Origin of the sequence: Nonomuraea sp. NPDC049758 (assembly GCF_040674635.1) — a bacterium.
In the GTDB taxonomy this organism is placed as follows: domain Bacteria; phylum Actinomycetota; class Actinomycetes; order Streptosporangiales; family Streptosporangiaceae; genus Nonomuraea.
In genome coordinates, this window is sequence record NZ_JBFAMZ010000018.1 from 83,969 (window position 1) to 95,299 (window position 11,331).

Consider the following 11,331-nt stretch of genomic DNA (forward strand, 5'->3'; position numbering starts at 1 on the left):
GCCGATCGCTGGAACGCCGCAGGCAAGGATCGGGCCCTGGCCGCGGTGGCCTCCTGCGAGGCCACCCATCCCATCGCCCCAGCCTGGTTCCGGAAACGATCACTCCTGCCGCGGGAAGCGATCTCCCAGGGTCCCCAGTCCGCCGAATGCTCTTCACGCTTGCTAGCCATAATATGACTAGTTAGAGTATGACTATGGCGCAACGTTCCGTCCTTGGACTCATCGTGCTGGGGTTGCTCACCGAGGAACCCATGCACGTCTACCGCATGCAGAAGCTCATCGAGCTGTACGGCAAGGACCGCGTCGTGAACGTCAGGCGCCGGGCGAGTCTCTACCAGACCATCGACCGGCTGACCCGCCTCGGCCTGGTGGAGGTGCTGCAGCGGGAGAGCACCGAGAGCCACCCGGACCGCACCGTCTACGCCATCACCGACCTGGGGCGCGAAACCGCCGAACGCTGGCTGCGCGAGATGCTGCGCACCACGGGCGGCGAGTTCCCCGAGTTCGTCGCGGCCATCTCCATACTGGTCGGGCTCCCACCGGAAACAGCGCTCAAGGAGCTGGAAACACGCGCCCACGCGCTGGCCGGGGCCCTGGCGGAGGTCGAGTCGACGCTGAAGTCCTCCGGTGAGGTGCCACGGCTGTTCCTGCTGGAGGAGGAGTACCGCCGCGCGGTGCTCACCGCCGAACTGGAGTGGGTCCGCGGCGTGATCGAGGACCTGCGGCAGGGACGGCTGACCTGGGACGAACCATGGCGGCGCGCGATCGCGGCCGCCCTCGAACCACCGGAGGAAGAGACATGAGCAAGGAGCTGTACTACGAAGTGACGGGCTCGGGCCCGTTACTGCTGCTGATCGCAGGCGGCACCGACGACACCAGGGACTTCGCCGGGATGACGCCGCTGCTGTCCGACGGCTACACGGTGGTCTCCTACGACTGCCGCGGCATCTCCCGCAGCCGGTCTGACGGCCCGCCTCCGGACGTGTCGATGGAGACGCAGGTGGAGGACGCCCACTGGGTCCTGAAGGCCGCCGGCGGTGGACCGGCGCACGTCTTCGGCAACAGCAGCGGCGGTCTGATCGCCCTCGCACTCGCCGCCCGCCATCCCGACCTGGTACGCACGGTGGTCACCCACGAACCGCCCGCGATCTCCCTCCTCTCTGCCGACGATCCCCGCAGGAAGCTGGGCCACGAGGTGGACGAGGCGTACCGAAGCGGTGGGGTGGATGCGGCGATGACGCTCTTCGCGGCCGGCGCCGGTTTCGACAAGTGGGACCCGGACCCGCCGGGCGGAATCGCGGAGTCACCGGAAGCGATGGCGCAGATGCAGGCCAAGCTCGCCCGGATGCAGACCAACCTGGAGTTCTTCTTCGGGCATGCGGCACTGCCGTACATGTCGTACAAGCCCGTCGTGGACCCCTCGATCCACGTCGTGGTGGCAGTCGGTGAGCAGTCGCGCGGGCAACTGCCCCACGACACGGCACTGGCGCTGGCCGAACGACTGGGCGTCAAACCGATCATGGTCCCGGGCGGGCATTCAGGCTTCGTCACCCACCCAACCGCATTCGCCCACAAACTCCGCCAAATCCTGGCCTACTGAACACCCATTCCATCCTCGCGCGGCCTGCGCGGTGATGACGAGTTGGCGGCCGAGAACAGGCGGCGGCAGGTGACGGCCACCCACCCGGCGGAGTACGGTCGCCCCCAGTACCCCTCAGGCATGGTCGCCGGCAAGGCCAAACTGAACCCGCTGGACGACGACCGCTACCCGGCCGTCCGTCCGGCCGCGTCAACGAGTTCGCGAGCACCCTGCGCCTCTGACCCCGGTCAGCCGCGCAGCAGGGCGGTGAGGTCGTCCCAGCGGGACATGAGCAGCCCGGCGACGGCGCCGAAGACGCCGACGACGGCGGCGAGCGCGAGGTCGGCGGGCTCGGGGGCCGACGCGCCGGCCAGCCCGAGCAGGGCGACCGCGAGAAGGACGAGGTTGCGCACCACGTGCGGCACTCCCATGGGCGTGGTCGAGGCGCCGAAACAGCGGCACGACACGGCGGCCCCGCTCCGGACGACCCGCACGATGGCGACCGTGAGGCAGGCCAGCAACCCGGCCGCCAGCACGAACGCCGCCGTCCCCGCCCACGGCAGCGGGATCGCGGCCAGGACGACCACGAGGGCCTCCGCCACGGCGGCCGCGACGGCGACCGGCCGGGCCGCCTCGCCTCGGGCGACCCTCATCGCCCTGACGGACTCGACGAACTCTCTCCAGGCCGTGCGGCTGGTCACCTTGCTCGCCAGCGCGAGCGCGAACGTGGTGAGCAGCAACAGCCGGCACGCCACGTCGACGTACTGCATGATCGCAACCTCACGAATCGGGCAACGGGGATGACGGGCCGGAGCGCGGCCGGGACCCGTCGGTGGTGGAGTCGCCGGCCCGCACCGGGCGCGCCGAGGCCAGTGGGACGGATTCTCGCGGTTGATCCCTTACCGCCCGCATGCTGGCAGGTGATTCCCGCCCAGCGCAACACCCCCGATCGGCCGGCCGGGCCGCGGCGTCCGGAGAACCGGCGCTCTGCCTGGGCCGATGGGAGGCCGTTGAGAAACCATTGAGAAATCGTTCAGGAGGGTGACGCATGCTGCGGCCACCAGGCCACCGACCGAAAGGAAGGCTTCATGCGTGCCATGACCAAATTGGCCGATCGGCTGCTGGAGATGGTCGCCCCGCACACCGTCGCCCGGGCGACCGACTGCGACTACCAGTGTTGCAGGGCGGACTACTGGAAGTACTGCTGCTACTACCCGAACGGCACCTCGTACTGCGGCTCCTGCATCACCAACTCGAGCGCCAGGGATTGGTGCTGAGACCGACCGGTGCCCGGCTGCCGTCCGGCGGCCGGGCACGTCGTTCGTGCCCCTCTCCGGGAGTTGGACAGTGTCCTACGCAATTGCCGTGCCGGCTCTCGCCGGCGTTCTGTTCCTGATGAACCTGGTGCTGGCGCTCGCGGTGCTGCGGCGCCTGCGCAGGCACACCGCCCGCATCGACCACCTGTACGAGGTCGTCGCCGGCGCCCCCGACCTCGACGGCCCCGCCGCGGGCGACCTGGTCGGCGACTTCTCCGCGACGGACCTGGACGCGGCCCCCGTGACACGGGACTCGCTGCCGGAGGGCGGCGTGGTGGCCTTCCTGTCGCCCGACTGCGAGGGCTGCCGGGCGGAGCTGGCCGAGCTGACCGCCTGGGCGGCCGGGCAGGACCGGTCGCGGGTCCTGGCGGTCGTGGACGCCCGCGCCGGGGACCCCGCCCGGATGGTCGCGGCGCTCTCCGCCGTGGCGCGGGTGGTGGTGGAGCGCGACCACGCGCACGTCGCCGAGGCCTTCGGGGCGCGGACCGTGCCGACCGTCTTCCGCGTCGCCGCGGGCGGGACGGTCCTGTCCCGCGTCCGCAGCGTCACGCGGCTCCCCGAGACCGCCGGGAGCCGCGGGGCCGAGCGGGCGGCGAGCAACCCGTCGTGAACGTCGAACCGGAGGTGAACCCGTGACCCCATTGCTGATCGTCTCGAGTCTGTTGTGCGTGTTGTGCCTGGCGGGCCTGGTGCTGATGCTGGGGCTGGCCCGGCGGCTGCAGGAGCACGGCAAGCTGCTCGACGCCCTGGACGAGGTCGTCGAGCAGCGCGGCGGGCCCGGCGCGAAGGGGCTGGCGGCCGGTGAGGTGGCCGGCGCGTTCGACGTGCGGACGGTCGACGGCGACCGCGTCGCCCGCGACCTGCTGCCCGAGGGCGCCGTGGTCGCCTTCCTGTCCTCCGACTGCGGCCGGTGCCGGACCGAGCTGCCCGAGCTGGCCTCCTGGGCGGCCCGGCAGGACCGGTCGCGGGTGCTCGTGGTCGTGGACGCCGAGCCGCTGGCCCGCACGCTCGCGCCGGTGGCCCAGGTGGTCGTCGAGCCGGACGGCGGGCCGGTGACCGGCGCGTTCCAGGTGGACTCCTTCCCCAGCTTCTTCCAGGTCGCCGCGGGAGGCGGTGTCCTGGCGCGCATCCGCGGCGTCGCCCAGCTGCCGGCCGGCTCGGCGGCATGACGGACGGGCCGGGCCCGCGCGTCCTGGCCGCGTGCGCGGTGCGGGGCGTCGGGCTGGTGTGGCGGGCCGCGCCGCTGTACGTCCTGGGGTACGTCACGGTCACGCTGGTGAGCGGCGTCACCCCGGTCGTGCTCGCGTGGCTGACCAAGGCGGTGCTCGACGGCGTCGCGAACGGGCGGGTCGCCTCGCTGCTCGGGCAGGCGCTGGCCGTCGCGGCCGTCACGACGCTGGCGGCCGGCGCCGCGCAGGCGGCCCAGTACCTGCGGGCCGAGGTCGACCGGCAGGTGTCGGTGCGGGCCAAGGCCGAGCTGTTCGCCGCGGTGTGCGGGTTCACCGGGCTGGCCAGGTTCGAGAGCCCGACCTTCCTGAACCGGCTGCGCATGGCCCAGCAGAGCGCCAGCAACCCGGGCAGGCTGGTGGACACCGCGCTCTCGACGACCAGCAGCGTGATCACCGTCGCCGGGTTCGTCGGGTCGCTGGTGGTGATCAGTCCGGCCTTCACCGGGCTGGTGCTGCTGTCGGCGGTCCCCGCGCTGCTGATCGAGCTGCGGCTGGCCCGCCAGCGGGTGGACATGATGTGGCGCATCGGGCCGGCCGAGCGCCGGGAGATGTTCTACGCCCACCTGATGTCCACGACCGACGCGGCCAAGGAGATCCGGCTGTTCGACCTCGGGTCGTTCCTGCGGCTGCGCATGCTGGGCGAGGCGTGGACCGCCATCAGGGCCCGCCGGACGATGGACCGGCGCGAGTTCGGGATGCAGGCGGGCCTGGCGGGCGCGTCGGCGCTGGTCGCCGGGGCCGGCATGGTGTGGGCGATCCTGGCGGCCGGCCAGGGGCGGCTGAGCGTGGGCGACGTGGCGATGTTCGTGGCGGCCGTCGCGGGCGTGCAGGCGGCGCTGAACGTCACCGTCTCGGCCGGGACGATGGCCCACGAGCAGTTGCTGACCTTCCACCACCACGTCACGATCCTGGACTCGGGCCCGGGGCTGCCCTCGCCCGCGCGGCCCGTCCCGCTGCCGGCGCTGCGCCGCGGCGTCGAGCTGCGCGACGTGTGGTTCCGCTACAGCGACGAGCACCCGTGGGTGCTGCGCGGCGTCGACCTGTTCATCCCGTACGGGCACACGGTCGCGCTGGTAGGGCGGAACGGCGCGGGCAAGAGCACGCTGGTCAAGCTGCTGTGCCGGTTCTACGACCCGACCCGCGGCTCGATCCTGTGGGACGGCGTGGACATCCGGGACGTGGCCCCCGAGACGTTGCGCGCCCGCATGGGGGCGGTGTTCCAGGACTTCGTCCCCTACGAGCTGACCGCGGCCGACAACATCGCCGTGGGCGACCTCACCGCGGAGGGCGATCGCGACCGCCTGGAGCGCGCCGCCCGCGAGGCCGGCGTCCACGACGCCCTCTCCGCCCTGCCGCACGGCTACGACACGATGCTGAGCCGCGAGTTCGCGCCGGAGCAGGACGAGGAGGAGGACGGCGTGCTGCTGTCCGGCGGGCAATGGCAGCGGCTGGCGCTGGCCAGGGCCTTCCTGCGGCGCGACGCCGACCTGATGATCCTGGACGAGCCGAGCGCCGGCCTCGACGCCGAGGCCGAGCACGAGGTCCACCGGCAGCTCGCCCGCCTGCGGGCCGGACGGACCAGCGTCGTCGTCTCCCACCGGCTCGGCGCGATCCGCGACGCCGACGACATCGTGGTGCTCGGCGACGGCGTGGTCACCGAGCTGGGCACGCACGGCGAGCTGATGGCCCTGGACGGCACGTACGCCCGGCTGTTCACCCGGCAGGCCAGCGGCTACCGGGACGACGTGGAGGTGTCCGGATGATCCTCACCGGCCTGGTCGCCGGGCTCGTGCTGATCGTGCTCGGGCTCGCCTGGCTGCGGCGCGCGTACGTGGTGGTGACCGTGGAGGGGGAGAGCATGCTGCCCACCTACCGGCCCGGGGAGCGCGTGCTGGTGCGCAGGGCCGGGCCGCGGCGGCTGCGCACCGGCCAGGTCGTCGTCCTGGCCCGGCTCGTGGAGGCGGCCGAGGACGGGCAGGCGCGCTGGATGATCAAGCGGCTCGCGGCCGTCCCCGGCGACCCCATTCCCCGCGCGACCGTGCCCGCCCTTCGCAGCGTGCCGGGAACGCGCGTCCCGGACGGCCACCTCGTCGTGCTGGGCGACAACCCGCGGCGCTCGCTCGACTCCCGACGCACCGGCTACCTGACCGCCGACCGGCTGCTCGGCGTGGTGCTGCGCAAGGTCGAGAGCACGGATGCCCCTCGGGTCCCGCGCGCACCATGATCGGACGAGCGCGGAGTCGGCGTGCGTCAGCGGACCGGTCGGACGCCTTTCGCGATCTTCCTCAACTCACTCATGGCGTCGATCTCCTTGGCGTACTCGGGGCCGATCAGCACCTTGACGGCCAAATCCTTGCGGAGCTTCCAGGTGACCGAGGGCGTGACCGGGCCGCCGGCGCCCCCCGAGTCGCCGTCCTTGGACAGTCGCGCGGGCCTGCCGTCCAGGTCCACCGTCTCGGTCCGCGGTTCCGGCCGGAAGTCGTACAGGGCGTCCGCGGACGCGCCGTGGGCCACGATCACCTGGACGGCGTAGTCGGCCTGCTGGAGGCCCGGCTTCCGGAAGCTGGTGGTGTAGCTCTTGCCGGGGCCGACCACATCGTCCTTCGACCATTTGCCCCATTCGAGCCCGTCCGGCAGGTAGGTGAGCCGGATGCCGCCGAACTTCCGCCCGTCGCCGAGGTCCCCCAGGGCCTGCGGCGTCGGTGCGGGCGGCAACTGGACGTGGAGCGTGACCGTACTGCCCCGCGCGACGACCTCGCCGGCAGCCGGTTCCTGCGTGCCCACCAGGCCGTTGTCGCTCCGCATCCCGGCGAGCGCGACCTTCAGCCCGGCGTCCTGGAGCGCCTTCGCCGCCTCGGTGGCGCGCCGGCCCGTCATGTCGGGCACGGTCACGTCGTCGCGCATCACGACCTGGTTCTGGCCGTTGTCGGCGGGTTCGCCGGGATTCAGCATCACCGGCACGGTCACGGCCACGGCCGCCGTCACGATCGCCGCCCCCGCCACGCGAAGCCTGGTCACGCGGGCGCGGTGCCCCCGGCGTACGGCACTGCCCAGTCCGGGCCCGGCCTGAACCTCGGCGACGTGCGCCGCCATGGCGTCGGCGAGGTCGTCCTCGATCGTCATCTCGTCACTTCCCTTGCGGCATCCATGTTCTGGCGGATCCTGGCGAGCCCGCGCGCGGCCTGGCTCTTGACCGTCCCGGCCGAGCAGCCGAGCAGGGCCGCGGTGGCCTGCTCGGACTGGTCCTCCCAGTAGCGCAGGACGAGCACGGCGCGCATCCTGGGCGGCAGCCTGCGCAGCTCACCGATGAGCGTGTCGCGCAGGTCGAGGTCGGGAGAGTCGGCGGCGGTCTCGGGCGGCCGGGCGAACATGATCTCCTGGACGACCCTGCGCCGCCTCGCCCTGCTGATCGCCGCGTTCACGACGACCTTCCTCGCGTACGCCTCGGGGTTGTCGTGCCTGATCCGAGGCCAGTTCCGGTAGACCTTCTCCAGCGCGTGCTGGACCAGGTCCTCGGCGTCGTGCCGCGTCGCCCCGCACACCAGGATCGCGGTACGCAGCAACGAGGTGCTTCTTGTGGCGAGGAAGTCGTCGAAGGCAGCCTCGTCGTCATCTGTCATCAGTGAAGGTCCCCTTTCGCCCTCCCCAACGCGCGAGCCCGCCCGGAGGTTGAGTGCCTTCTCGAAGAGTCGAGGTCAGATGACGACGCCGTCCGCGCGCATGGACGCCCGGCTGGGCCTTCGCGCTCTCGTAAGCTACAACATCATTTCGTTACGGACAGTAACTGTCCGAGTGCTCAGCGTTCATAATGGGCGAGCAGCGCGTGCTGCACTTGGACCCCCGGAAGGAACCACGATCGTGCGACGCACACTCACCACCCTGGCCACATTCGCCGCAGCCGCCGCACTCACCATCACCGTCCCAGGGGGGCCCGCCTTCGCCATCGACCACGTCGAATGCCGGGGCGGCGAGAACTTCCTGAAGATCTGGTCACACTCCGGCGGACGCCAGAGCGTTGACTGCTACGCCAACAGGGGCAGGACGGACTTCGGCGGATGGTGGGTCGACCGGATCTCCACCGGCAACAACGATCTGATCTACTACGACGCCAACGGCGACTCGGTGAGGATCAATCGCTGGACCGAGATCAGCTTCCCGAATCGCCCTCCGAAGGTAGCCTCCATCGAGATCCTCTGAGACGTCGCCGCCCGGGGCGGCCGCCGGACGGCGACCCGGTTCCGCCCTGGGCGCGGCATTCCGGCGGCGGGGTGCGGCGCCCGGAGGGGCACCGGGTCGGGAGCGCCGAGCTTGTCAGTGGCGTGGCGGCGGCCCCGCTCCGGCCGCGGTTCGCAGACGGCAGCCGGCCGTGGCTTCACGCCGCCAGCGAGGCGGAACCACGCCGGGAGTACGACCACTTACGCGCGGGCCCGCCGGCGAACTGGCCCAAGTCCCACGATCGCCGACAGTTGCCAGTAGTTCGCGGACCTCGTACGCGTCCGCGATGACCTGGCCTCCCCCGGCGTTTGCCGGAAGGCAGCCGTTCCCGGCGGGGATCCAGAGGCTGGATACCTGGTCAGTGCCCGTTTTTGGCTCTAGGGCCGTTCCAGGCCGGGTCTAGGCCTCCTCGCATGCGATCTCGGGCGGGCAGCTGACCTTCGCGCCGCCGAACCTGACCCGGGTACCGCCGGGCACGCTCAGCCGGTAGTCGGCGCCGCAGTCGCCGCCCCCGCATTCGTAGTCGATGGTCATGCGGTGCTCGTTCCACGACTCGGTGTGACGCTTGGGGCCGGTCCAGCGCAGCCTGCGGTCGACCACGACCTCGCCCGCCGGCCCGGTGACCACGGTGATCGTCACCGGGCCGCTGGAGTCGACCTCCAGCTCGTCTCCGGCCAGTCGGTACGTGCCGCGGGTGGTCTCCGAAGCGGGCACGACCGGCTCGCGGCTGTTGCTGTGGATCAGTGTCGCGCCCCCGGCGATCGCGGCAGCAGCCAGCAGGGCGGTGGCTCCGAGGATCTTCTTCATGCCTCAAAGGTAGGAACTCGCGGCCCCGGCGAACGATGGTGCTGCTTTCCCACTTGAGGGTGGTGCTGGCCCCACCCTCGAACCGGGGCCTTGGGGTGCTGGCTGATGGCCGACGTGGAGCACGCCGGTAGCGGCGCCGCCGCTACCCGGCCTGCCGCACCCCAGAACGTGGCGTCGGCGGGATCCTCCTCCTCGATGGCGGTCTTCCTCATTCGGAGGCGCGGATTTGTGTAACCCCCTGACCTGCGCCTGAGGGCGTCCCGGAAACGGTCGTTCGCGGGACGGTCGGCCGGACCCTGCCCGTGATCGATTTCTCGCAGGAGCGATTGTCCCGACGCCACTTCCCAAAGCCTGCGCGACCTGGCCTGTCGAAACGAAGTTGCCACGAAGTACATCCGAAGGCTGCTAGCCAGGTCTGGGGTATCCCTGCACCATGGGGGATCTCGTCAGGAGAGGAAGATCGCGCCTTTGAACACCGACAACTTCCGTGCACTGTCTGTTCGAGCCGGCGGAGCGGTCGATGCCGAGGCCCTCGTGATCCTTGATCCCGTCGCGAGATCCGATGGTGGCGAGCGGCGCGGCAGCATCGAACGTTGGTGCCGCGACGGGTCCGTCCTTGTAGCCGGCACCCCGGCCGGGCTGGTCGGCTACTGCGTCGTTGAGTACACCTTCTTCGAGCAGGGGTTCGTGACGATGCTCATGGTGGCTGAGCCGGCCCGGGGTCATGGCGTTGGCGAGAGGCTACTGCGCGCTGCGGCAGCCTCATGCCAGACCGTGAAGCTGTTCACCTCAACGAACCTGTCCAACCATCCCATGCAGCGACTGCTCCAGCGGGTTGGCTGGCAGCCGGTAGGGATGGTGCACGGCCTCGATGAAGGTGACCCTGAGGTCTTCTACCTCTGTACTTCTCCGAGCACCGAAAGGGCAGAGTGATTCCGGACAGTGCACGGATGTGCTGGGCGTTGTCAGGCGCACACTTTTGAGCGGGGCGTCCTGACGGCCTCGGATGAGAGGTGGGACGTGGCGGTGCACCAGGCGGAGGTGATCGGCCGCCGGGCCGCTACACCGACGCGCTCTCCGGCGCCTAGCCCCACGCCCGTCGGACACCTGACCCCCGCCTGCGCGGTAGCGGCGGGTGGCAGGTGGATCCGTGGTGTCCGCGGCCGGCTGCCGACGCGTCATGGCCGGCGGACGTACGCCTCGCACCGTCGGACCCCGGCCGGCGGCCGTGACCAAGGCGACGGCCCGCACCGCCTCAGGCCACAGGACGGCGGATCGTCTAGGTCGTGCCGGGGGAGGGTGCTGCAATGAAGGGCATTTCTGGAGCCGCCATCCCAGGTCACGCGGGGGTTTGTGTGTCGAACGGTCAGAACCGTCGCGTGTACGAGGGAGCAAGATCCTTGCTGGCAGGCCCTTACCGAATCGCCAGGCAGACCCTACGCCGACGCGTTCGAGCGTGCTGACCACGGCGATCCGCGCCGCTGGCTCCTCGCCCGCCGGCACGGCGGGTGACGGGCGTGGACGGGTTGCAGAGGTGGGGTCATGCGGAGTTGGTCGTGGTGAAGACGCGGGCAAGCTGGTGGTCGATCATGGCTACGGCGTCCTCGGCGGACCGCTGCCTCAGCAGAACGCTCGACTGCATCCCCTCGGCGCCTGCCACCAGGAACGCGGCCTCGGCCGCGGCGTCGATGGTCAGGGGCACCTGGCCGGACTCCTGCCCTTGCACGAGCAGGCCCGTGACCAGGTTCTCCAGCGCGCGCGGTGCGTCTTGGGCGACCTTGGCCAGTGCGGGGTCGGTCAGGAAGCGGACGAAGTAGGCGGCGTACACCAGGTGCCGGCTGCGCCGTTCCTCATCCAGCGGGAGCAGCTCGAACAGCACTCCGCGCACGATCGCGTGCATGCCGGGCGCTTCGCCGAGCTTTTCGAGGCGTTCGCGGGCCCGCTGCTCGGCGTCGTCGTTGAGGATCTCCAGTGCGCCGAGCAGCAGCTCATCGCGGGTGCCGAAGTAGTACTGCAGCAGCCGGGCGGAAACCCCGGCCTCCGCGGCGACCTGCCTCAGGGTGACGTCTTCCAGACCACCGCGGGTGGCCAGGCGCCATACGGCTTCGGCGATCTGGCGGCGGCGCTGGTCGTGGTCCACCTGTCGGGGCATGCCATCCGTCCTCGCTAATCGTCTGTGGTGCGA

14 protein-coding genes are annotated in these 11,331 nt (G+C 71.2%); 9 read left to right on the forward strand and 5 right to left on the reverse strand.

The window, feature by feature from the left end; translation table 11 throughout:
* Window positions 1–194: 194 nt before the first annotated feature.
* A complete protein-coding gene (locus AB0J46_RS37380) occupies window positions 195–803 on the forward strand; it encodes a PadR family transcriptional regulator (protein ID WP_364338995.1) in 609 nt (202 codons plus the stop codon).
* Window positions 800–1,600, forward strand: coding sequence for an alpha/beta hydrolase (locus AB0J46_RS37385; RefSeq protein WP_364338997.1), 801 nt, complete (start codon window positions 800–802; stop codon window positions 1,598–1,600). The genes AB0J46_RS37380 and AB0J46_RS37385 overlap by 4 nt, the downstream gene beginning before the upstream one ends.
* Before the next feature lie 227 nt (window positions 1,601–1,827).
* Here the strand turns inward: AB0J46_RS37385 and AB0J46_RS37390 are convergent, their stop codons facing one another.
* Window positions 1,828–2,349, reverse strand: a complete 522-nt coding sequence (locus AB0J46_RS37390) for a MauE/DoxX family redox-associated membrane protein (protein ID WP_364339000.1) — start codon at window positions 2,347–2,349, stop codon at window positions 1,828–1,830.
* Between the two features lie 318 nt (window positions 2,350–2,667).
* Between AB0J46_RS37390 and AB0J46_RS37395 the strand changes: the two genes are divergently transcribed.
* The 5 genes from AB0J46_RS37395 (at window position 2,668) to AB0J46_RS37415 (ending at window position 6,348) form a co-directional block, all read left to right on the forward strand.
* Window positions 2,668–2,856, forward strand: a complete 189-nt coding sequence (locus tag AB0J46_RS37395; RefSeq protein WP_364339002.1) for a hypothetical protein — start codon at window positions 2,668–2,670, stop codon at window positions 2,854–2,856.
* Window positions 2,857–2,926: 70 nt separating this feature from the next.
* Window positions 2,927–3,505 carry a hypothetical protein gene (locus AB0J46_RS37400; protein WP_364339004.1) on the forward strand — a complete coding sequence of 193 codons (579 nt, stop codon included), beginning with the start codon at window positions 2,927–2,929 and terminating at the stop codon, window positions 3,503–3,505.
* A 22-nt stretch (window positions 3,506–3,527) separates the two neighbouring features.
* A complete protein-coding gene (locus AB0J46_RS37405) occupies window positions 3,528–4,064 on the forward strand; it encodes a hypothetical protein (protein WP_364339005.1) in 537 nt (178 codons plus the stop codon).
* Window positions 4,061–5,887, forward strand: coding sequence for an ABC transporter ATP-binding protein (locus tag AB0J46_RS37410; protein ID WP_364339007.1), 1,827 nt, complete (start codon window positions 4,061–4,063; stop codon window positions 5,885–5,887). Before AB0J46_RS37405 ends, AB0J46_RS37410 begins: the two co-directional genes overlap by 4 nt.
* Window positions 5,884–6,348: a S26 family signal peptidase gene (locus AB0J46_RS37415; RefSeq protein ID WP_364339009.1), complete on the forward strand. Its 465-nt coding sequence runs from the start codon at window positions 5,884–5,886 to the stop codon at window positions 6,346–6,348. The genes AB0J46_RS37410 and AB0J46_RS37415 overlap by 4 nt, the downstream gene beginning before the upstream one ends.
* A gap of 26 nt (window positions 6,349–6,374) precedes the next feature.
* On the opposite strand, the gene AB0J46_RS37420 is transcribed toward AB0J46_RS37415, so the two are convergent.
* Together AB0J46_RS37420 and AB0J46_RS37425 are read right to left on the reverse strand one after the other, a co-directional pair.
* On the reverse strand, window positions 6,375–7,247 hold the full coding sequence (locus AB0J46_RS37420; protein WP_364339011.1) for a PASTA domain-containing protein: 873 nt from the start codon (window positions 7,245–7,247) through the stop codon (window positions 6,375–6,377).
* Complete coding sequence (locus AB0J46_RS37425) at window positions 7,244–7,744, reverse strand: SigE family RNA polymerase sigma factor (protein ID WP_364339013.1); 501 nt, start codon at window positions 7,742–7,744, stop codon at window positions 7,244–7,246. The genes AB0J46_RS37420 and AB0J46_RS37425 overlap by 4 nt, the downstream gene beginning before the upstream one ends.
* Window positions 7,745–7,982: 238 nt before the next feature.
* Between AB0J46_RS37425 and AB0J46_RS37430 the strand changes: the two genes are divergently transcribed.
* A complete protein-coding gene (locus AB0J46_RS37430; RefSeq protein ID WP_364339015.1) occupies window positions 7,983–8,321 on the forward strand; it encodes a beta/gamma crystallin domain-containing protein in 339 nt (112 codons plus the stop codon).
* Between the two features lie 417 nt (window positions 8,322–8,738).
* Here the strand turns inward: AB0J46_RS37430 and AB0J46_RS37435 are convergent, their stop codons facing one another.
* Window positions 8,739–9,146 (reverse strand): hypothetical protein, encoded by a 408-nt coding sequence (locus tag AB0J46_RS37435; protein WP_364339017.1) that lies wholly within the window; start codon window positions 9,144–9,146, stop codon window positions 8,739–8,741.
* A gap of 468 nt (window positions 9,147–9,614) precedes the next feature.
* Here AB0J46_RS37435 and AB0J46_RS37440 point away from each other — a divergent pair, with 468 nt between their 5' ends.
* Window positions 9,615–10,079 carry a GNAT family N-acetyltransferase gene (locus AB0J46_RS37440; protein WP_364339018.1) on the forward strand — a complete coding sequence of 155 codons (465 nt, stop codon included), beginning with the start codon at window positions 9,615–9,617 and terminating at the stop codon, window positions 10,077–10,079.
* A 607-nt stretch (window positions 10,080–10,686) separates the two neighbouring features.
* Here the strand turns inward: AB0J46_RS37440 and AB0J46_RS37445 are convergent.
* The gene (locus AB0J46_RS37445; protein ID WP_364339020.1) at window positions 10,687–11,298 is read right to left on the reverse strand and encodes a TetR/AcrR family transcriptional regulator; all 612 of its coding nucleotides are present in this window, start codon (window positions 11,296–11,298) and stop codon (window positions 10,687–10,689) included.
* Window positions 11,299–11,331: the final 33 nt, after the last annotated feature.